Here is a 21603-nt window from a genome sequence, read left to right as displayed (position 1 = left end):
ATAAAAAGTATAATAATCAACTAATCCAACAGTTATATTTACTGCCTGTAGTAAAAATTATTTTTTCTTATAAATACTCGTACAGTGCTTAAAGGCGTCCATTACTGCTTTTCCTAATTCTTCATCAGATAAATTTATAGAATACCTAAATTCCACAGAATTCCCAACGTTATCTTTCACTGAAGTAAACGTTCCTAATCCATCTTGGTGAGTAGGTCTTATTATAAGATTATTATCGATTACAGAAACAGTTAAATAAACGGCATCTTTACAAATAGCTTTCACACTTTTATACCCATAACTCAACATTATTTTTTTTTCTTCATTTTTATTAAATAAAGACAAACCTGCGTCATCATTAAAATGATATATAAAAAATTCCTCTGAAATTATTTTGCTTTCACTTAATTTTTTCCTTATTTCTACACCAAAATCAGAAAAACTCACATCAGGCGCCAAATACTTTAAATTTTGTTTTGTATTCAAAAGGCTTATTCTACCAATCCAATAACTGCTTATTGATATATATTTACCTGTTTTCTCAATAAAAATCTGCTTCTGTAACATTACTTAATCTCCTTCACTATAAGTTTAACACCTTGTATTTTTGCATAATCAACTGATTTATTAATAGCTTGTATTTTTTCTTTAGATGTTCCATAAGGAATAGCCAAATACATTTCCTTAGATAAAATTTGTTCGCTCGAAATAACTCTCCCGCCCCGTTTACCATCTTGTTGAAATTTAACCATATCATCAACATATCTGTTTAACTGAGACGTAATTCGTCTCGGATTTTTATACCCTCCAACAGTATCCATCGTTTTTGCACTAACTGCCGTTCCATCCGGTAACAAATGATCAAATGCTTTAAAATTCGGCTTAATCGAATTCAGGTCGATAGTTCCTTCTGGTAAAATCGTTTGTAAGTAACTTTCCCATGCTTTACCTTGCTTCTGAATCGGTCCCCATTCAATCTTCACCTCTTTATTAGAAAGTACGCCTGTTTTCAAGGTTAACTTACCGACACCGTCTAATCCCAGTTTCGCTATTTTCGGAACCGCTTTCGCTATTCCGCTGACGCTGCTGATAACACCCAATTCACCTGATAAATACACTTCCATTCTCACCAAATCGGCTTCTCTTATCCGACCTTGTGCTTCCAGTTGTTCTGCTTCCGTGAGTTTTGCCGAAACTTCTGTGGAAATACTCTCTACTGGTGATTTAGCAAATTCTACAATAGCATTACCCATGGCTCTCACTTGCTGTTGGGCTTCATCATCGCCACCAACCGCTTTTGCGGTGATGGCAATTAATTCGGCGCTGTCTGTGAGCGTATCGACCGTAATTTTTTGCAAGGCTTCTTTTGCCACATCTTCCATATACTCGCGTCGTTTCTCTCCAAACTTCTGCGAAACATCCAGATATTCCGAACGTGTCGCCGGATCTTTAATTTCTATATCCGGATTGTCATAGCTGCGAAATGCCTGTTCTAAGGTGATCAATTCTTTCGCACAACTGCTCGTCATTCCGCTATAACAAGCTTGGGCTAAATTTCGATCTCTTTGTTCATCCAGTTTAACAATTTCAACCTCTTTATCTTTAATTGCCTGACAGTTTAAACCGCCGTTATTCACACATTCGGAATATTCTTTTCTTAATCGATTAAGCTCAACAACTTCTTCTTTAAAGAGATAATTATTCTCCACCGCCCGTTTCCCAATCTCCGTCGCACTCACTACACTTTGTGTGCTGTCGCCAATAACCACACCGGCTAAGCCGGCGGTAACTTGGCTTAATGTGGCAACCACTTGTTTTTGGTCGTCGGTGAGGTGATTGGAATCGGTGTGATAAAGTTGTTCGGTGATAAGTTTTGCCGCGACTTCGCTTGTGACGGCACCCGCCGCACCCGCGGCGGCGTGATTATCGGTAGCATAAGCTTCCAATGCGCCGAGGACGGCGTGCGCCATCAGGTTGGCGGCGGTGTTGACCTTGCCCTGTTCGTCCGTGGTGTATTGTTTGATAAGATTATTGGCATACGGTGATAAGCCGTTTACCCACGCGGCGTTTGGATTGCTCGTCGCCAAGCCCTGCAATACGCCGGTGACGGCGCGTGCCGCCAGTTGGTAGTCGCCGCCTTTGCCGTATTGTTGAATCACAGTTTCAGCCTGATTGAGTTCGACTTGGGCTTGGCGTTGTTGTTCTCTCGTAGCGGCTTTATCCTGCAACACAGCTTCCGCCTGCGCTTTCGTCGCTTCCGCCTCCCGCACTTTCGGCGTCCAATAAATATCGATTTGGTTTTGGCTGATGTCGCCGATAACCTGCGCCATTTCCAATCGCTCTTCGTAGTCCGCTTTGTCGAACTGCTGCACTTTGGCGTTGCTGTGTTCGGTGTCTCGCAAAAGTGCGGTCGGAATTTCACCCGTTTTGACTTCCAACTTGATATTGTCGCCGATAGCACTACGGGTGAGGGTTTTGTCGTCTCGGTTGACGCCGCCTAAAGCATTGACGACCGCAGACCAGCCGTTTGCCGAACCCAGTTTGCCTAGGCTGCCGACCATATCGCCGCTGAACATGTCGGTAGACATGCCGCCGCCCAGGCTCTGCAGGCTGATTTCGCTGTGATTTTCGATGTTTTCCGCCGTCAGACTGCCGGTAATGAAACGGTTGTTTGCCGCCGGCGCTTCGCTTCGGATAATGCCGCCCTCCATCCGATCTTTATCTGTCATATTGGAAATACCGTGTGCATACATTCTGGATAAAACTTATATCTTTAAACAATAAAGTGCGGTCAATTTTCGATAGTTGTAGTTAAAAATAAACTGAAAATTAACCGCACTTTTATCCTATACATAGATTAGAATATTCCTTTTAATTTACTTTCTGTACTTGTCATAGACCTTGCATTCTTCTTTTCTATGATAACAATAAAAAAAATCATTAGTCTTAAATCTATATCCTTTCTCATATAAACATTTACCATATCTATCTTGTGTAAATTCATTATTTTTATTTACTTTATCAAAGCAATCGTTTCTAACTTTCAATGATGCTATTTCTTTCGAATAAACATGCTCCCAATAAGCCATTTTATCAATAGTATAACTATCTCTGTAAGTTAATAAATCAACACATCCTGATAAGAATAAACACAACAAAAAAGAAATTATTCTCATTGTCCCTCCCCTACAACATTATATTGTCTAACACCATTATTATGAGTTTTATTTAAAATATTTAATTTATATTTAATGGTTTCTTTATCATCAACAAATTTTAAATTATTGATATTCTGATTAGCATCCGAATGTGCCTTACTAAAACTAAGCCCTTTAACTTGTGTAGCATTTTTATTATTCCCGATAAAATGACCGCCTAATATACCCGAATAAACCCAGTCTCCATCCACGCCGATATAACGGGTGTTAGCATTCTTAAAAATTCCTTTTGCCTGACGGTCAATCTCTTCCGACGAATAAGAACCGGCGGCATGTAAGTAATCCACTTCGGTATTTTTGTAATCCTGATTTAAATATTCAGACCAATTCAGCATATTTTTATTCTCCGATACCCCCAGACTATGTGCCGTATCCCGCAATTTATATTGCGCTTTGCTGTTTGCGGCGGCGTAGGCGTTATATTCATCCAGTTTCTTGGCAATTTGGGCATGGTCTTTTGTGGCATTGGAAGCGCCAAAAACCATCGGCATATTCACCCAGGCTCTGAACCGTTCAAAACCGGCATACAGTAATTCATTCCAATACCCTGCATTCCTCTGTTCAGAATCACCCCCAACTCATCTAAAGAAGCTAAATCGTCACCATATAAAATAGCGCTTGCCACTTTCTCTTCTCGCGTAAAATTAAGCATGCCTGCCATAGAAACCTTACTCAACAACTTAGCTTGTTCTTCCGTTAAAATATCATCACTGTAAATTAACGCTTTTAATTGCGGTGAATTGGCATTTTCTATATCTAAACAAGAAATATGTTCGCAATCCGACATCTTTTTACTCGTTGTGAAACTGGAATCTTCATTCTTTTCCGCGTTGTAATAAAGCTCGTCACCAGAACCCGAGATGTTTTTCACTAACGCAGTTGCTACATCCAAATCCCGTTCTAAATCCGATTTAACTTTTTCCACATCGGTTTTATTGACCCTTTGATGAAGATTTTCTCGATTAAGTTTGTGAATGGTTTCTTCCGAGCTTTCACCGAATAACCGCTGTTGACTTTCACCATCCCTGATTAAAATATTGTTAGTATTGACCGCACTTGTCGTGATGCCGGAGTCTCGTCCTTTATTCTGGAGAATAATCTAGAATAAAAACGCAGCCAACTTTGAATTTTAATTAAAAAAACTTTTAAAAGTTGATTGCGATTTAATTTATAAATAATGTTTAAATAGACTTGTAAAAGAAAAACTATCTAGAATATTTATTTTCATGTCGACATATATAAGTATTTCTATTGTTGGAATAAGAACACCATCCTAGCTCAGGTTTAAACCTATACCCTTTTTCATACATACAATTAGCCACATAAGGTGATTTTTTTTGTAGAATATACTCTCTTTGAGAGTATGGATATTTATTATAGTTTTTTAAAATAGAAAGTTCCTTACTAGTTAAAACCTCATTTGCTCTTTCTGAACACTTATTAAATATAGGAAATGAATATTCATTATTTTTCTTCCATTGTTCAACTTCACCGGGAACTCCTAAACCAATATGACGAACCTCTATACATCCTAATAATAAAAATACAGAGAAAATAAATATTATATGTTTCATAAAGACTCCTTATTTACTTATCAATGTTTTAATTTCAGGACCGAACTCTACTGAATCTTTATTTCTATTCCAAATACTCTGAAGATCAGGTTCTCTATATTCTTGACCATAAAAATTCAAAACTTCTCTATCCTTTACATAAGATACATGATGTAACAACAAATCCACTAACGGCATTCCAATCTTTGTATTTTCTGCCGTTGATGCCGTTCTGCCGATTAATAAACAGGTGCCAATGCAATCTCTCGGTGCAATCGAATAATCCAATTTTGTTTTTCCGAATAACCCGGTTGCCGTATCGAAATAACCGGTTTCAATATCGCTGGTTATCGGGTAAGACGTACCAAGTGCCGTTAAATTGGCGGTCAGGTGATTAAAGTTCATATCCTGTAAATTCGCCCAGTTCATCGCATTTTTCGTACCGGATACGCCGAGACTGTGCGCGACATGGGTTAAATTAACTTGATCAGCAGGGTTCACTTGATTGTATTGATTTAACTTATCCCAAATCGTCGCCTGATCCCGGCTGGCATTAGATGCCCCGAATATCATCGGAAGATCAAGACCTGCTCTTATACGTTCAAAGACAGCGTAAGTTAATTCTTCCGCCACACCCGCATACGCTTTACGAACCAGTATCGACGCATTATTTAACGTATCGGAACCGCCGTATAGAATACCGCCTTCCATCCGATCTTTATCTGTCATGTTGAAAATACCGTGTACATATATTCTGGATAGGATCTGAGCTTCTTCGTTGGTCAGTTCTTTATTTTTAATCCTGTCCATATCCAGCTCAAAAGTACGTAAACAACTCGGATCCGTACATCCTTCGGACTTATATTTCACCACAATATTGTTTTGTTTTTTCTCTACTTCGTAATAGAGCTTATCTCCTATTTGATTTAAGTTATTGACGAAATCCTGACTTATGTCTAAATCTCTTTCAATTTTAGATTTAATATCCTCTATATTTACTTTATTTACTGTACGATGTGTATTTTCCTTATCTATTTCAGATATCGTTTCTTCCGTAGTTAAACCGGTTAATTTCCGCTGCTCATCTCCGTCTCTAATAATGATGTTTTTTGTATTAATGCTACTTTTAGTCATACCGGTTTGGTTACCTTTATCACTAACTTGTCCTAAGACCGCTGAGGATAATGCTTTTGCAATTCCCCAGTTACCTTGACTAAAGATGCCTGCAACACCATTTAACTGTACGTTATCAACCACATTTTTATCTTGTTTATTTACATTCTTCGATATTTCGCGTCCACCCATATTCTCAATAGTTTGAACAACCCTTTTATCTTTATCTGTTTCAACTGTTGCTGAAGATATATTATCTGTATTGGATCCATTGTCTGATCGACCGCCTAATGGAATCGTAAAATCTCCCTCTACAGTAAAACCACCGCTTAAACCAAATCCTTTTGCGTCATAATTGCTGTAATTTTGAATATCCGCATAACTTAAGGTGCCGGTTGACAACATATTTTTTCCCGTCATTTCGGCTTTGTTCGTCGAAGTGATAACGGCGCCTTTTAAATCCGTATTATGCGCAATGTCGATTTGGTAACCTTCATCTCCCGCATAAATCCCGGATTGTTCCACGACGCTGGCATAATCCGCATCCGTTTTAGACCGATTATAGCTACCTGAAGCGGAGAATCCGTAACCCACCGTGACTTGTCCGCTCATATTCTGTTGCTTGCCTTCATAGGTCATGGTTTCCTGCAAACTTTCAATCCACAGGTTCTCTGCGTTCACTTTAATTCCTTTGCCCTGAATTTGCGCTCCTTGGATATGAGTATCTTGTCCGCTCCGTAACAAGGTTTGACTAGCACTATCACCTACATGGCTATATGCGTAAGTCACTTCGTCACCGTTACCGTATCCCTTGCCGTAGTTACCGCCTGCCGTCACGCCCATGGCAAAGCCGTTCTGTCCATAAGTAACGGAAACGCCGGCATTAAATCCTTCGGATTTATTCTTACTTCGCTCCTGATGGGTTTGTTTCGCTGCACTGATGAGAATATCATTATCCGCCGATAAATAGGTGCCTTGTTTGCCGCTGATGTCTGCGCCGATAATATGAATATCCGAACCGTTTTCATCACCTTTAGCAACAATATTCACCTGTTTGCCCGCATTAATTTTAGACACTGTTGCCGTCGAACCTTGCGTATGCGTGCTATCGACGTTTTTCTGCTGACCGTATGTTAACGATATACCGACATTTGAATTTTCCATATCGCCGCTAAGCAATGCCTGTGTCGGCGCAATAGCACTTCCGATACTTTCGGCTGCACGAGCCGCCTCCCAAACCGTATTTGCTCCCGCCATGAGATTAATACGTCTATTTTCGCTCTTACCTATTTGGGACATAGATTCTAACGCACTGTCTGTTGCCTGAATCGCCGAAATCACCGGCGCCGTTAAGGCTATCGTTAGCCCTTTCTGTTCATAAGTCTGCTTGTAATTGGTTTCATATCGGTCATCTGCTGCAACAATATCCACCTGTTTACCCGCGATATTCACATTGCCGTCCACTGCCGTTACCTGACTGGCTTGCTGGCGGTATTGATTTTCTGCGGTAAGACTTACGTCGCCGTTTAAGCTACCCACCTGACTACCGCTTGCATAATATTTGGTTTGGTCGGTTTCAAGCGTGGTTTTGCGTTGCCCGATAGTCAATCCTATTCCGCCTGAACCTAATAAGCCCGATTTCTTGGTTTGTTCATAATTTTCTTCATAAACCGCATTTTCCGCTTCTCGAATCAGAATATTTTTACCTGATATCGTTAAACCGTTTTCCGCCACCACATCGCTACCCGCAATCGTTACATTGCCTTGTGCGGAAGAAATCTGAATACGGTCGGCATCCAACTGCGAACCCTGTGCTAAATCGTAGTCGTGTTCGTGTTGTTTGATGGTGGTTTGTCGGGTTAAGAGTCCGCCGATAGAATCTTTCCACCCTGTAGAAAGTCGCTCTTGTTTACGGGATTCTTTAATACTGATGTCTCCTTCCGAAATAATTCGCAAATTACCGTCATGATGTGAAAAAACACCCGTTAAACTGACCGCACTTTTCCCTGTCAAATCGGTATCACCGGTTACATTTATCCGATTACCGATCTCTTCTTTCTGATCCAATTTATAATAATTATCCGCATTTTTTACATAATATTCTTTGTTCTCGGTTTCTATAGTTCCCATATCCAGTTTATTCAGTGCCGTCAAATCCGCATGACCGCTAATATTCATCTCAGCACCTTTTACCGTGATATTTTCATTAGCAAATAATATTGCTTTTCCCTGATTATTTTCTCCTACCGTAACGGTGGCGGTTTGCCCGATACCTTTATGGTAAAAATTATCGGTAGCAGGACTTTCTGCCGTCGTCGTTTCAATATGAATATTATTCGCCCGTGCGACTAATTGATTTTCAGCAGAAAGCGTGCCGCCTAAATTCACCAAATTATTTTTGGCAAATAAATAAAGCTCGCGACCTTGTAACCGCCCTCCGATATTTTCAATATTGTTCGCCGCCAAACCTGTAAGATTGCGACCGACAATCACACCGTTGTTTTCCACATTGCCTTTGGTGTTGATGATAATATCGTTGGCGGAAATCACTGCGCCTTGATTGTCAATATCCATATTACGGGAGACGATATAAACCTGAGGCGCTAACACTTCCATTTGCGTCCCGTCTGCCAGCGTCACTTCTTTTTTGACCAGCCAGACCATATCCGTTGTCAATTCCTGCATTTGAGCTGCGGTTAACGCAACACCCGGAATTAAATTGAATTTTTCCGCATATTCCAATCCGCGATCCATTAACGCTTTGTATTGTTCATAATCCGACGAGTAATTCTCTAGAAAACGCCGACCGGTAAGCTGATTGATCTGTTCGTTGATAAGCCGCTGTTCATAGAAACCGTCGCCCAGACGTTTAAGCATTATTTGGGAATCGGTACGCAAAGCATTCAGCATATAATCGGAACTTAACCATTGATGGCGATCGGCAAAACGCGGATCGGTTTCAATTAAATACTGCCCGGCATGAGGATTAATTTTATACAAACTTGCCTGTGGTAAACGAATATCCAAATAGGATTTAACTTTAGATAAATCAGGTTGTTGACCGAATTGATACGGTACGCTAACAGGATTTAACGAAATCGCATTCGCTGATGATTGGATATTAAGGGAAGAACCTCCTGTAAACAGCGGTTTTTGATTGCTGACATAATCCCACAAACCGAAATGTTTCGGTTCGATTTTTACCGAGCTATATCTATACGTATCCGATTTGGTCGTATCGTAATGATCAATACACGAACCAAATACTTTCTTAGCGCAAGCCCGTCCCCGATAGAAATTCCTCATTTCACCGTTATCCGTAGTAACGATTTCGCCGACGGTCTCATGATTGTCAAGATGTCCGTCTTTGACTTGAATATTACCGCCTGCAATAATCTTACTGTCGTAATTTTTGATATTCGCATCCGTAAAATTGATATTTCCGCCGCTTAAAATTTTGGCTTCGCTATATTTAGACGGAACAGGCATTGACTCATTAACGGTACGGATATAATCATATTCCTGCCAGTGTTCGCTTTCCCGCCCATCCGGTAAACGTAATGCATAAAGATTTTCAATTTTTTTATTGAAACTACCGCGATCACCGCGTTTAATAACGGTTAATCCCGCCGTTCCTTTATCATAACGAGTTGTCTCATTATCAAAGGTATACTCGTATTTATGCGTCTTGGAAGTTTCTTGCATTTCAATCTTTAAAAAACGATGAAGGTTTTCCAGGTTTTTTGTATTGAAGGAAATACTACCTAACGCTTCAATCACGGCATTTTCATTATGTACATAGTCGGATCTTTGTTGCGCATAACCTTGGTTATCCAAGGTAAGACCAAAAGATATATCGCCTAAGCTCATGATCAGACTATTATTCCGATTGAGAACCCGCTGAACGCCGATGTCCAATCTTTCCCTTGCGGCAATGGTCGCCGAAGCATTGTTTTCCTCTATATTGTTTAATGTTCGTCCATGCAAAGAAACATGATCGCCATAAATTCGTCCCGTGCCGATATTGGTGATTTCATCACTTTCAAGACGAGTTTGATGACCGTCTATCAAACCTCTGTTAAGCAGACGTTGCGCCGTTATTTCGGTATCCGTCGCAGATATTTCGCCGTTCGCAACATTCTCAATAGCATGAGCGGAAATTGCTGCTTTAGCGCCTACCCGTAAAACCGTATTGTTTTTCAGGTTACCTTCCGTACTGAAAGTCAGATTTCCATTTACACCAAAAGCCTGATTAAGCGTAAAATCATCCTGTAGTGCAATATTCGCATCACCCTGCGTTTTGATACTACCTTCATGTTCCAGCGTTTTCGCCTGTAACGTTAACTGATTACCCGCTTCGATTTTTCCGGCGGCATTATCCACCGTCAACCGCCCCTGTCGGTTAGTGATGTCTACCGCATTGGCGGAGAGCATTTCGCCCTGCATATTCCGTAAATGCTCTTCAACCGTCGTCTGCAGGCTGTCTTCCGCATATAATCCGCCCTGTTGGTTATTCAGTCGATTCGCCCAAATAGCCAGTTTACCGCCTAGAATGCCTTGGGTCGGAACGGTTTGGTCGGCTTTGGTATTTTGGTTGTTTAAAGTGTCGGCACGAACGGTAACATTGTCTCCGTTAATCAGAGAACCGGTTTTACCGATTGCCTGATTGTGAAGCGTTGAAGCGGTCAAATTAAGTGTGCTCGCCGCTATCATGCCCTCGCGATTATCCAGCGTCTGACCGGCGGCATCGAAAGTTTGCGCATAAATCCGCCCTTTTCGGTTATCTAAATATTCACTGTTCAAATCGATATTATCGGCATAAATTTCACCGTTGCGGTTATCCAGTTTTCCGGTTGCGGAGAATTGCGGGCTGTAGATCATGCCCTGACGGTTTTCAATGGTATCCGCTTGCGCGAATAACGCACCTTGTATCATCAATGCGCCTTGATTGTTTTTGATCTGTTGCGCATGAAGATTAAAATCACCGTTACCCGTTTGCGCCCACACGCCATAATCGGAATCAAAAACCTGTTGTCGGGTGACGAATTGTTTTGCCGTCACCTGGCTGTATTGGGCGGATAAAGTTTTCGGCGTACCGAACGTTAAACTTTCTTGCGCGGTTAAGTTGGCACGGTTCGCCTGAATATCCCCTTGACGAGCCGAGAGGTCAATGTTGTTCGCCGCGGTTTGGCTGTGATTTAAATCTATTTCAGAGCCCGTCACCGCTATATTCCCGGCGGCGATATTGTTGCCGTTCAACGCGACTTGCCGTTCGGCATTAATTGTTAAATCTTTGCCGTTATTGCCTTGTGCGGATAAAGTTCGCGAGACGCCTTGCACCGATTCTTTCACATCCACACCCGCCGCTAATAAAGCGGAACGGTCTGCTTGAACACTTTGCGCCTTAATGCGGATTTTGTTGCCTGCAAGCGTTTCTCCCGATTGCTTCACTTTGCCCGCAGCACGAATATCTACGTTCCCTTGACGCGCCACGACGGAGCCGCCTTGAGCAATGTCTTTGCCGCTGTCCAGCCGAATCTCACCCCGTTTACTTTCAATATTACCCTGATTATGAATATTTTTCTGCGCGCTTAACGTTACATGATGCGGGCTGTTGATAGTCCCCTGATTCACAATCTGCCCGCGGCTGTCGATTTTGACTTCGCCCGCCGTGGCACCGATATGACCGGCGTTGCGCACGCCCAATCCGTTATCGTTATCCACTAAGCGGATTTTACCGGCGTACATACCACCCAGTTCGCTCACATCCACGGCGTAACGGGCGGCGGAAGTGCGGTCGGTTTTTTCGTTGTTTTTTTCCGCCTGTTTATCTCCCACATACACCACATCGTCATTGCTGCGGTTCACTCGGTTTTGTCCGGTGGTGATTTTCAATTCCTGCGCCCACACGCCGCCTTGAATTTCCACTTCTTTGGCGATAATGTCCGTGTAATCCGCTCTTGAAGTGTCCATACCTTTGCCGGATATCGTCACTTTGCCTTTTTGAACATTAAATCCCTTTAGGTTGCCGTTTTCCAGTTCCGCTTTTCCGGTGGTGAAACCGGCTCTGCCCGCATTAATCACCCCGCAGCCGTCACAGTGAATGCCGGATGGGTTAGCAATAATCACATCCGCTTTTTTACCCGCCACTTCCATATAACCTTTCAAACGGCTCGGGTTGTTGGAATTCACTTCGTTCAGAATCACTTTGGCTTCGCCCGCCGCCAGATTCGGGTTGCCCTGCACCCAACCCGCCAATCGGGTTTGGGCGGCTTTGCGGGCATTATTGAAAATTGCGCCTTTCTCCGTTACATCCAGTTGTGAATAGACATTACGCGACACGCCCCCGGCACTCGGGGTTTGAATATTAACCTGCGGTAAACCGTTGGCGGTTTGCAAAACCGTCGCCTGTCGGTTACCGGGGGCGGTTTTGTCGGCATGAATCGCTAAATCCGCCGCTTGAGTTTCATTAATAAAGACGAAGCCCAACATTAAAAACAACGCAAAATTGACCGCACTTAAACCGCCGTTAAGCCCTTTTTGCACCGCGTTGCGGCTGAAAAGTGCGGTCGGATTTTCACCTGTTTTTTCCGACGCGCAACATGCGGCGACACTTTTTGACAATTCGGAGGTCACCACCAAACGTTGCAGGGTGCGGCTAAAAATCACCCGATAGCGATATTTGTTCATGTTAAGCCCTTAATTTATATAAAAAACAGAAAACTAAAACGATTCGATAAAACGATTCAGTGAATTCGTAATGTTAAAACCGGTAACTCAGATTAAAACCGGTGACCGCATGGGAAGTTTTAAACCCTTGCGGTTTATGTATCGGCATGCCCACGAAATAATCGTAGTTCAATCCGAAAACGCTGCCGCGCAGCCCCAGCACTCCGCCAACCAGGCGATGCCCTAATTGTTCTTCCTGTCGGCGGGCGCGCACTTCGCCCTGGTCGACGGCTAAATACAGCTCTTGTCCCCAATTCGCCACATTCCAACCCAATTCGTTACGCCATGTCCAACCGTTATCGCCGGATAAAGTCCATTCACCGTCAAATCCGCGCACACTGTAGCGTCCGCCGATGTCCAGTCTGTCCTGCAAAATCAGCGGGGTTTTACTCCATTGGGCATGCCAGGCGGTATTAAAACGCAACGGTTTTTGAACAGGCTGAAAGGATAATTAAAGACGACTTCCGCCGTCACAATTTTCGGCCGGGCGGTGCCTTCGCCGAAAGCCTCCTCCGGTGCGTGCAAGCTGTTCAACGCGCCGGTTCCCCGTTTATAACCGAATTCGAGATTCAGCGTGGATTGTCCGAAATATTCCAAATGCGATAACGTCGCCTGCCAGCCCGCCATACGACGGCGTTGTACATGAATTTCCGTATCGTTGATAAAATTGGAAGAACGGCGGTGCCACAAAGAAAATGCGAAGGTGGTTTTGCGTCGCTCGTCGCGGTACAGCAAACGGCTCAGCGTCCCTTTCAATTGATGGCTTTTACCGCTATAACGATAGTTTTCATAAGCGCCCGCAATAGTTTGACGATATTGATAATCGGAACCGGTTAAAGTGAGTTGCCAATATTTCCACGGCACGGAATAATACATGCTCAAATTATGGTTGCCGTGACTTCCTTCCGCCCCGTCACTGTGCCGTTTAATCCCTTCGCTGAATCCGACGTAAAACAAATCGTTCAGGGTGAACAGATTATCCCAGGACCCGGTGATACTGTATTGCAATCGCCCCGTGGCTTTGGTACCGCTGTCGTCCAGTCCCAGCGTTAAATGGACGGGACGGGTTTGTTTGTAACTGATAATGACATCGCTTTCCCCTACCTTTTCCGTAGTTTCAATCTGTATATCCGCCTCGGCGCTCGGGTTGCGTTTTAAATTTTCCAGCCCCTGTTCAAGATCCCGTAAATTAAGGATGTCGCCGTTACCCGTCGGCATCGCAAACCAGCGGGTGGCTCGGGTGGCAAAGGGAATTTCGCTGCCGTCCTGCAGTTGCAGTTGGCGGATGCGCCCGGGTATCACCGTAATAATCAGTCGCCGGCTGCGCAAATCCTGCGGTTGCACCACCACGCGCGTAGTGACGAATCCCTGTTCGATTAACCGGTTTTGAATGCGTTTTAATAAAATATTGATAGTTTGACCGCCCATACAATGGGGCAATGAAAAGTCTTTTTCGGCATAAACCGCATTTAAGGCGGAACGGAACTGACTGGTCGGCAGTCGGGCGCTCGGAACGGAAGAAAAATCGGTGATATGTTCGGAATAATCGGTCAGTAAAATCTGATTGACGGGATAACAGGGCGTTTCATGAGGCGGAATTGCCGTCGCTTCGGATTGCCGCGCAGTCAATCTCACCTCTCGGGGATTCACCTGTTGGCGCCGGCGGGCTTGTTCCTGTTCCGTCTGACGCTGTTGCTGAACGGCATCCATTCGGTTTAAATTTTGTTCATTCGGTGCGGAATAAGCGATGACCGGCAACAACATGCCCGCCGCTAAAGCCGTTGACTTCATGTATGATTTGTCCCTTAACGTTATAAAAAAATATACACATAACGGAGAATCCGTTTATGGCGGCTAAGCATAATGAAAATAAAAGCGGCGTCAACCTGTTTTTACATTAGACTTGAAAAATACAAAAACGAATACATATTTGTAACGTTGTCGTGATTAATTTTAACCGATAAAAAAAGCCGCAAGCTAATCGCTTACGGCTTATAAAAAGTGGCGGAGGAACTGAGATTCGAACTCAGGGAGGGCTCGCACCCTCGCCGGTTTTCAAGACCGGTGCATTCAACCGCTCTGCCATTCCTCCGTCGAAGTGCGGAGAAATATAATATAGTTTTGCAGTAAGGTAAACTAAAATATCAGAAATTTGTCTTAATAGACGATATTTTATTCAGTATTGTCGAAAATATCGTCAACAGCATAAAAATATTTTGACTTTTATCAATTTTAACCTTAATTTAACAACAATTTTATTTACTCTATTGAAGGAAAGACTATGCAACAATCCCGTATCGTTTTTGACTCGCGCGATCAGGCTTCTTTATTGTTAAGCACGCATAAAGTGTTGCGTAATACCTATTTTTTATTGGGTCTGACGCTCGCTTTTTCTGCGCTGGTCGCTTACATTTCCATGTCGTTTAATCTGCCGCGTCCGGGTATCTTGATTACCTTGGTAGGTTTTTACGGTTTGTTATTCTTAACCCATTCTCTGGCGAACAGCGCAGCCGGCATTTTGGCGGCATTCGCATTTACCGGCTTCCTGGGTTACACCATCGGCCCGATTCTTAATATGTACGTAGGCGCCGGTTTGAGCGATTTGGTCGTATTGGCTTTAGGCGGAACCGCGGCGGTCTTCTTTGCCTGTTCGGCTTATGTCCTGACGACGCAAAAAGATATGTCGTTCCTGTCCGGCATGATGTTTGCTTTATTCATTGTATTATTGCTCGGGATGATTGCCAATATCTTCTTAAATATGCCGGCGTTGCATGTCGCCATGAGCGCACTGTTCGTGGTGTTCTCCAGCGCGGCGATTTTGTTCGAAACCAGTAATATTATTCACGGCGGCGAAACCAACTATATCCGGGCAACGGTAAGTTTATTCGTCTCGCTTTATAATCTGTTTATCAGTTTATTGAATTTATTAACGATTTTCAGCCGTGATGATTAATTTGTCACAAATTACAGTAAACGCCCCGCTTCGGGGCGTTTTTGTTCTTCATTAGGGATAAGGAATACGATGTTAACGGTTAACCAACAACAGATTGAAACCGATCCGGCCGGTTATTTAATGGATTTGACTCAGTGGACGCCGGATGTTGCCCGTGCCATTGCGAAAAAAGAAGGTATCGAACTAACGGAAGCGCACTGGGAAGTCATTTATTTTGTGCGTGATTTTTATCAGGAATACAAAACTTCGCCGGCCATTCGCATGTTGGTAAAAGCCATGGCGAAAAAACTGGGGGAAGATAAAGGCAACAGTCGCTATTTGCAACGCCTTTTTCCTGACGGACCGGCGAAACAGGCGACCAAACTGGCAGGTTTGTCAAAACCGGCGAAATGTCTCTAATCGTCCGTTATGGCATAATTCTCAGCTCAGCGACGAAACGTAATTCCAAGGTGCGGTCTAAAAACATAAGATTTTTCGACCGCACTTTTTCTTATTTAGGGTTCGGCGGTTTACACTAACGTTCGATGGTAAAATCGCTGAATACCCGTCCGCCCGTGTATTCCTGTTCAAGTAAATTCGTCACTTCCGCCGTAGGCGGCCCCTGCTCCAGCCAGTCTCTGAATGCGGCGACTTGCCGGTCGGAACCTGCGGCAACAACCCGCACCGAACCGTCGGCTTGATTTTTCACATAACCCTGAATGCCTAATTTATTGGCTTCGCGGGCGGTAAAAAAACGAAAACCCACGCCCTGCACACATCCGTAAACGGTAAATTGTCGTTGTATCATCACGCCACTCCTTGATTTATTTCAGAAATTTGCGATTTTTTTACGGCTAACTATTCCTATTTCGTTGAAATTAGCATAGCATACAAACTAACACTTTCATCATTAAAGTGCGGTTTTATGTTTTATTTCTCCCAAGGAGTCACTATGAAATTTCGTTTAGCTGCCGTTGCTGCCGCAGCATTACTCGCGAGTTCCGCCAGCTTCGCAGGCATGGTTACCGGTTCATCGAATATTGATTTTTTAGCCGTAGACGGACAAAAAGCAAACAGATCTTTATTAAAAGAAACCCGTTCGTTTAATATCAATGATACTCACACTCACCAAGTAGTCGTGCGCGTATCCGAATTAATCCGTGAAGGTTCCGATCGTACTTTATTCGAAAGCGATCCGATTGTGGTGACATTCCAGGGTTCTACCGAAGATATTCGGATTTCCGCTCCGCGTTTAACCAACGAACGTGAAGCCAATAACTTTAAAGCGAATCCTAAAATCACCGTGAAAACCGTTTCCGGTGCGGAAATTGCCAGCAAACAGGATTATCTGAAACAGGAAGGTTTCCTGCCGGGCGTGAATTTAGAAGAAAACCTGTCTAACTACAACCAATCCGGCGCCACCGCTTCCGTTGCGGGTTTTGCGACTGCGTCTATGCCGGCGACCGTGGGTACGGTTCAAAACGGTAAAGTGAAAAAAGGCAAAGTCACCGTTCAAGGTGAAAACGCCGCAGAACAAATGCTGCAATACTGGTATCAACAGGCAGATAAAGAAACGCAGGAACGCTTCTTAAACTGGGTGAAAACTCAAAAGTAAGTTTTAACTGACGAAAAAAGTGAGCCTTGCTCACTTTTTTATTAGCGGTTTAAAACGGTTCTTGTTTATCATCGGTTTCGAAAAATTCCGTAATTTTTGACCGCACTTTGAAGACTTTTAACCTCCGATTGAAGACTATGGCTCTGATTCTCAATATTTTAAATTTTGTTCTCGGCGGGTTTGCCGTTACCTTAGGTTGGTTAATCGCTACGGCCTTCAGTGCTCTGCTGATTATTACCCTGCCTTATACGCGAAGTTGCTGGGAAATTACCAAAATGTCTCTCATGCCCTTTGGTAACGATATTATTCATGTAAAATACCTGGAACCGAAAAGTACGATGCAAAATACCCTCGGTTCCGTACTGAATATCGTCTGGTTTGTTCTCTTCGGCTGGTGGTTGTGCCTCGCCCATATTTTGGTAGGTATTGCCCAGTGTGTGTCTATTATCGGTATTCCCACCGGTTTGGCTCATTTTAAATTGGCACCGATTTCGATCTTCCCCGTAGGGCAGCGTGTGGTATCCAAAGAAACCGCCCGACTGATTCGCCGATACGCGGCAGAAAAAGAATTTGAATTAAAACGCAATGCTTAATACCAAAGTCATTACTTCTCTGCCTATGTTTATCGCCGTAAATATTGCGGCGTTATTAGTGTGGGGCTTGAATATTTCGCAACAAAGTATGCCGTTAGTGCTAGGCGTTATCGCCGGCGGCTTAGTGGATTTGGACGATCGCTTCAGCGGACGGTTACGTAATATTTTTTATACCCTGCTCGCCTTCACGGTTTCCTCTTTTCTTTCTCAAATTCTTATCAATCAAGGTATTTATTTCATCATCATGATGACCTTGATAACCTTTATTTTCACCATGGTCGGCGCCGTGGGGCAACGTTACAGCACGATAGCTTTCGGTACGCTTGTCGTATCCCTCTATACTACGCTTACTTATTTGCCGGAGACGGTTTGGTATATGAATCCGCTTATGATTCTGGCGGGTACATTGCTGTATAGTGCGGTAGCGGTGATAATTCACCTTATTTTTCCTAATCGTCCGGTGCAGGACAGCCTGATGAGATCTTTTCTGGCTCTGGCGGATTATTTAGCTGCCAAATCGGATTTTTTCGACCCCGACGATATCGAGCAGTTGACACAAAAGCAAATTTCTTTGGCAATGAATAACAGTCGACTGATTGCCGCCTTTAATCATTGCCGTAATCTGTTATTTAACCGTATGCGCAGCCAGCACCGCCATGCGCATACCAATAAAATGCTGCGCTACTATTTCGCGGCACAGGATATTCACGAACGCGCCTATTCCAGTCATTCCGATTATCAAGTTCTTGCCGGCAAGCTAAAAAATTCGGATTTAATCTTCCGTATGCAACGCCTGTTAGAACTTGAAGCGCAGGCCTGCCGAGATATTGCTACGGCGTTACAAACCAACAGTGACTACCGTTACAGCCCGCGCTTGGAGCGCACCATTGCGGGTACGCACCAATCTTTTGAATTATATGCGAAAACCTGTCAATCTCCGGAAGAAAAAAACAGTCTGCAAACCATCCGCACTTTGCTGGAAAATTTGCAGAATATAGACTGTCAATTACGTAATCTGGCGCAATCTCAACACAGCGAACAACAAAACGAACATGCCCGAATTCACACCGAACATATTTCCGGTTTAGGTAACATTTTCAGCCGAATTGCCGACCATTTCACAGTAGAATCCCAATTATTCCGCCATGCCGTACGCCTGTCCGTTACCGTATGTATTTGTTGCTGTTTGGTCGAAATTTTGGATTTACAGGCAGATCGCGGTTACTGGATTTTGTTAACTGTCGTATTCGTCTGTCAGCCCAACTACTCCGCCACAAAAATACGGGTAAAACAACGGATCGTCGGGACATTGCTCGGTGTATTAATCGGTTCCTGTTTGCCTTATATGACATCCACCTTAGAAGCCAAACTGGCAATGGTTGTCATCAGCAGTACCTTGTTTTATTTTTTCCGTACCAATAATTACAGTTTCTCGACTTTTTTCATCACCATTCAAGTGCTTGCCAGCTTTGATATTATGGGTTTTGATATTTATCAAGCTACCTTGCCGCGCCTGCTTGACACCTTAGCGGGTTCCGCCTTAGCATGGCTTGCCGTATCCTGTATATTTCCGGATTGGAAATATCTGCAGCTGGACAAAGTCAGGCACCAGGCCGTTATTAATAATGCGCGGTATTTATTGCATATTGTCGGACAGCTATTATTCGACGGCGGAGACGATTTGAAATACCGTATTGCACGCCGTCGCGCCCATGAAAGCGCCATGGCATTAAGCGCCGCACTAACGGCAATGAATACCGAGCCCCAAAAATACGCAGCATATCTACAGAAAGGCTTCGACTTTTTACAGATTAACACGACGTTATTGGGTTATATCTCCGCTTTAGGCGCATTCCGTCGGAAAATGCGCGAAATTAACCAAGACCGCGATTTTCTCAGCGAATTCTATCCCATTGCCAAACAGGTTATTTTGTTGCTGGAAAAGTCAGAGCGAATATCCGATGATGAATTTAACCGCCGTTACCGTCAGGTAGAAATGAAATTACAGCGTTATACGAAACAAAATCGGTACAAAAATCAACCGCACTTTAATGTGCCGTTGCAACAAATCCGGATGATTTCACAACTGCTTCCGCAACTGCGGCAAGCCGCAAAATAAAAAAGGCCGGATAATTCCAAGCCTTTTGTTTGATGTATCGAGACTTTATTCCGCTTCGTCCAACTCATCCGCCATCGCCGCCAATATTTCACGGGAAAGCTGTGCCAACGCACGATAAAACGGCAAACCGGCGGCCGCTTCCACTTTCGCTAAAAACGGATTGGCGCAGGGCAGCAAGAACTGTTCGAACAGTGTTTTCTGCGCTTCGACAGAATCAAGATTATCCTCAATCCAAGATGCGGTTAAAAAAACCAAGCCGAAATGATCCGCACTTTCCGCCGCAGGCATATTGCGTTCTTCGCGAAATGCCGTAAAAGCTTCTGCGTCAATGTTGTAGGCCGAAATTTCAACAGGAACGGCATTTTTTTCGGCGTCGAACAATCGTTGATATTCCGTATCCAACACGGCGGGCTCTATCGCCATCTGCAGGCTCTCCACAGCCCTGAGGCTATCTTTATCCGTATCCAACGGCCAAACCTGTTCCAGACCTTTTTGCTGTAACCAAGTAAAAACACCGTTAAGTACCGGATCTGACGGCGAACGATAAAATAAATTCCCGAATAACCGGCTGATTAATGAAAAATTGTTAACAGTTTCTGACATGATTTATCCTAATTCACGGCGTCCCAAAAACGAATGCGTCAAGGTTGTGCCGTCCACCGTTTCCAGTTCCCCGCCGACCGGAATACCGTGCGCGATCCGACTCACTTTGATATTGCGCTGCATACACATTTCGGCAATATAATTCGCCGTGGCATCGCCTTCAATAGTCGGATTGGTGGCTAAAATCACTTCGTGAAAATGCTCGTTTTGCAATCGTTGCTGTAACAAATCCAAACCGATTTCGCGCGGACCGATACCGTCTAAAGGGGATAAATGCCCCATTAACACAAAATACCGACCGGAAAACTGACCGGTCTGTTCGATCGCCTGAATGTCCGCCGGCATCTCTACCACACATAATAAACCTGAGTGCTGACGGCGAGGATTATCACAAATAGCGCAGGTTTCCTGTTCCGTAAAGGTACGGCATTGGCTGCAATGACCGATTTTCGACATGGCATCCGTTAACGCACGGGCTAAATTCATGCCGCCGCTGCGATCACGCTGTAATAAATGATATGCCATACGCTGGGCGGATTTCGGCCCGACGCCGGGCAGACAACGCAAATGCTCCACAAGATTTTCCAACAGCGGACTACTTTGCATAAAATTTCCTAAAAAATGGTGAAAAAATAAACCGCACTTTTGATATGACCATAAAGTGCGGCCACAAAACGCAACGTTTTGTATATCGATTCGATAATACTTCCCCGCAAAATCAAGCAAGGAGACGACAAATTAAAACGGCATCTTGAATCCCGGCGGTAATGACATACCCGCAGTCACCGAAGCCATTTTTTCTTTCTGCATTTCTTCCGCACGGCGTACGGCGTCATTAAATGCGGCGGCAATTAAGTCTTCCAGCATTTCTTTATCTTCTTCCATTAAAGAAGGATCAATCTCGATACGACGACAGTTATGCGCACCGTTTAAAGTTATTTTAACCAGTCCGGCGCCGGATTCTCCCGTCACTTCAAGTTGAGCAATCTCATCTTGCATTTTCTGCATACGTTCTTGCATCTGTTGGGCTTGTTTCATCAAGCCGCCTAATCCGCCTTTCCCAAACATAATTTTTCCATTTATATCTATTCAGGTATCGTTCATTCTGGTAAACGATACGTCATCAAA

Annotated in this window: 15 protein-coding genes, 1 tRNA gene and 1 pseudogene; 5 read left to right on the top strand and 12 right to left on the bottom strand. The window is 43.7% G+C overall.

Annotated elements, in window-relative coordinates:
* Window positions 1-57: 57 nt before the first annotated feature.
* From ASUC_RS05255 to ASUC_RS05215, 8 genes and pseudogenes are all read right to left on the bottom strand, one after another.
* Window positions 58-567 (bottom strand): contact-dependent growth inhibition system immunity protein, encoded by a 510-nt coding sequence (locus ASUC_RS05255; protein WP_012072754.1) that lies wholly within the window; start codon window positions 565-567, stop codon window positions 58-60.
* Window positions 567-2729, bottom strand: a complete 2163-nt coding sequence (locus ASUC_RS11110; protein WP_172435787.1) for an endonuclease toxin domain-containing protein — start codon at window positions 2727-2729, stop codon at window positions 567-569. Before ASUC_RS11110 ends, ASUC_RS05255 begins: the two co-directional genes overlap by 1 nt.
* Window positions 2730-3172: 443 nt before the next feature.
* Complete coding sequence (locus ASUC_RS11345; RefSeq protein WP_245822034.1) at window positions 3173-3709, bottom strand: hypothetical protein; 537 nt, start codon at window positions 3707-3709, stop codon at window positions 3173-3175.
* A gap of 2 nt (window positions 3710-3711) precedes the next feature.
* Complete coding sequence (locus ASUC_RS05235) at window positions 3712-4143, bottom strand: hypothetical protein (protein WP_041834616.1); 432 nt, start codon at window positions 4141-4143, stop codon at window positions 3712-3714.
* A gap of 280 nt (window positions 4144-4423) precedes the next feature.
* Window positions 4424-4792: a hypothetical protein gene (locus ASUC_RS05230; RefSeq protein WP_041834615.1), complete on the bottom strand. Its 369-nt coding sequence runs from the start codon at window positions 4790-4792 to the stop codon at window positions 4424-4426.
* A gap of 9 nt (window positions 4793-4801) precedes the next feature.
* Entirely contained in the window at window positions 4802-12574 is a 7773-nt protein-coding gene (locus ASUC_RS05225) for a two-partner secretion domain-containing protein (RefSeq protein WP_012072751.1), read from the bottom strand.
* 73 nt (window positions 12575-12647) lie between these two features.
* Window positions 12648-14041 (bottom strand): annotated as a pseudogene (locus tag ASUC_RS05220) (ShlB/FhaC/HecB family hemolysin secretion/activation protein).
* 574 nt (window positions 14042-14615) lie between these two features.
* Window positions 14616-14705, bottom strand: a tRNA-Ser gene (locus ASUC_RS05215).
* Between the two features lie 189 nt (window positions 14706-14894).
* Here ASUC_RS05215 and ASUC_RS05210 point away from each other — a divergent pair.
* Both ASUC_RS05210 and ASUC_RS05205 read left to right on the top strand, forming a co-directional pair.
* Window positions 14895-15566 carry a Bax inhibitor-1 family protein gene (locus ASUC_RS05210; protein ID WP_012072750.1) on the top strand — a complete coding sequence of 224 codons (672 nt, stop codon included), beginning with the start codon at window positions 14895-14897 and terminating at the stop codon, window positions 15564-15566.
* A 69-nt stretch (window positions 15567-15635) separates the two neighbouring features.
* Window positions 15636-15965 (top strand): TusE/DsrC/DsvC family sulfur relay protein, encoded by a 330-nt coding sequence (locus ASUC_RS05205; protein WP_012072749.1) that lies wholly within the window; start codon window positions 15636-15638, stop codon window positions 15963-15965.
* Window positions 15966-16080: 115 nt separating this feature from the next.
* On the opposite strand, the gene ASUC_RS05200 is transcribed toward ASUC_RS05205, so the two are convergent.
* Complete coding sequence (locus tag ASUC_RS05200) at window positions 16081-16353, bottom strand: acylphosphatase (RefSeq protein ID WP_012072748.1); 273 nt, start codon at window positions 16351-16353, stop codon at window positions 16081-16083.
* A gap of 144 nt (window positions 16354-16497) precedes the next feature.
* Between ASUC_RS05200 and ASUC_RS05195 the strand changes: the two genes are divergently transcribed.
* The 3 genes from ASUC_RS05195 (at window position 16498) to yccS (ending at window position 19872) form a co-directional block, all read left to right on the top strand.
* Window positions 16498-17160, top strand: coding sequence for a curli polymerization inhibitor CsgI-related protein (locus tag ASUC_RS05195; protein WP_012072747.1), 663 nt, complete (start codon window positions 16498-16500; stop codon window positions 17158-17160).
* A gap of 137 nt (window positions 17161-17297) precedes the next feature.
* The gene (locus ASUC_RS05190; protein ID WP_012072746.1) at window positions 17298-17753 is read left to right on the top strand and encodes a YccF domain-containing protein; all 456 of its coding nucleotides are present in this window, start codon (window positions 17298-17300) and stop codon (window positions 17751-17753) included.
* Window positions 17746-19872, top strand: a complete 2127-nt coding sequence (yccS, locus tag ASUC_RS05185; RefSeq protein ID WP_012072745.1) for a YccS family putative transporter — start codon at window positions 17746-17748, stop codon at window positions 19870-19872. Before ASUC_RS05190 ends, yccS begins: the two co-directional genes overlap by 8 nt.
* Before the next feature lie 45 nt (window positions 19873-19917).
* Here the strand turns inward: yccS and ASUC_RS05180 are convergent, their stop codons facing one another.
* From ASUC_RS05180 to ASUC_RS05170, 3 genes are all read right to left on the bottom strand, one after another.
* Window positions 19918-20475 (bottom strand): TorD/DmsD family molecular chaperone, encoded by a 558-nt coding sequence (locus tag ASUC_RS05180; RefSeq protein ID WP_012072744.1) that lies wholly within the window; start codon window positions 20473-20475, stop codon window positions 19918-19920.
* 3 nt (window positions 20476-20478) lie between these two features.
* A complete protein-coding gene (gene recR, locus ASUC_RS05175; RefSeq protein WP_012072743.1) occupies window positions 20479-21081 on the bottom strand; it encodes a recombination mediator RecR in 603 nt (200 codons plus the stop codon).
* A 132-nt stretch (window positions 21082-21213) separates the two neighbouring features.
* A complete protein-coding gene (locus ASUC_RS05170) occupies window positions 21214-21543 on the bottom strand; it encodes a YbaB/EbfC family nucleoid-associated protein (RefSeq protein ID WP_012072742.1) in 330 nt (109 codons plus the stop codon).
* Window positions 21544-21603 lie beyond the last annotated feature (60 nt).

It is taken from the genome of Actinobacillus succinogenes 130Z (assembly GCF_000017245.1).
Taxonomy (GTDB): Bacteria; Pseudomonadota; Gammaproteobacteria; order Enterobacterales; family Pasteurellaceae; genus Exercitatus; species Exercitatus succinogenes.
This window is presented reverse-complemented; position numbering and strand designations above follow the sequence as displayed.

Bases quoted from the DNA above. Each gene is read 5' to 3' on its own strand.
- ASUC_RS05255 (WP_012072754.1), bottom strand. From the start codon at position 567: ATGTTACAGAAGCAGATTTTTATTGAGAAAACAGGTAAATATATATCA.
- ASUC_RS11110 (WP_172435787.1), bottom strand. From the start codon at position 2,729: ATGACAGATAAAGATCGGATGGAGGGCGGCATTATCCGAAGCGAAGCG.
- ASUC_RS11345 (WP_245822034.1), bottom strand. From the start codon at position 3,709: ATGCCGATGGTTTTTGGCGCTTCCAATGCCACAAAAGACCATGCCCAA.
- ASUC_RS05230 (WP_041834615.1), bottom strand. From the start codon at position 4,792: ATGAAACATATAATATTTATTTTCTCTGTATTTTTATTATTAGGATGT.
- ASUC_RS05225 (WP_012072751.1), bottom strand. From the start codon at position 12,574: ATGAACAAATATCGCTATCGGGTGATTTTTAGCCGCACCCTGCAACGT.
- ASUC_RS05210 (WP_012072750.1), top strand. From the start codon at position 14,895: ATGCAACAATCCCGTATCGTTTTTGACTCGCGCGATCAGGCTTCTTTA.
- ASUC_RS05205 (WP_012072749.1), top strand. From the start codon at position 15,636: ATGTTAACGGTTAACCAACAACAGATTGAAACCGATCCGGCCGGTTAT.
- ASUC_RS05200 (WP_012072748.1), bottom strand. From the start codon at position 16,353: ATGATACAACGACAATTTACCGTTTACGGATGTGTGCAGGGCGTGGGT.
- ASUC_RS05195 (WP_012072747.1), top strand. From the start codon at position 16,498: ATGAAATTTCGTTTAGCTGCCGTTGCTGCCGCAGCATTACTCGCGAGT.
- ASUC_RS05190 (WP_012072746.1), top strand. From the start codon at position 17,298: ATGGCTCTGATTCTCAATATTTTAAATTTTGTTCTCGGCGGGTTTGCC.
- yccS (WP_012072745.1), top strand. From the start codon at position 17,746: ATGCTTAATACCAAAGTCATTACTTCTCTGCCTATGTTTATCGCCGTA.
- ASUC_RS05180 (WP_012072744.1), bottom strand. From the start codon at position 20,475: ATGTCAGAAACTGTTAACAATTTTTCATTAATCAGCCGGTTATTCGGG.
- recR (WP_012072743.1), bottom strand. From the start codon at position 21,081: ATGCAAAGTAGTCCGCTGTTGGAAAATCTTGTGGAGCATTTGCGTTGT.
- ASUC_RS05170 (WP_012072742.1), bottom strand. From the start codon at position 21,543: ATGTTTGGGAAAGGCGGATTAGGCGGCTTGATGAAACAAGCCCAACAG.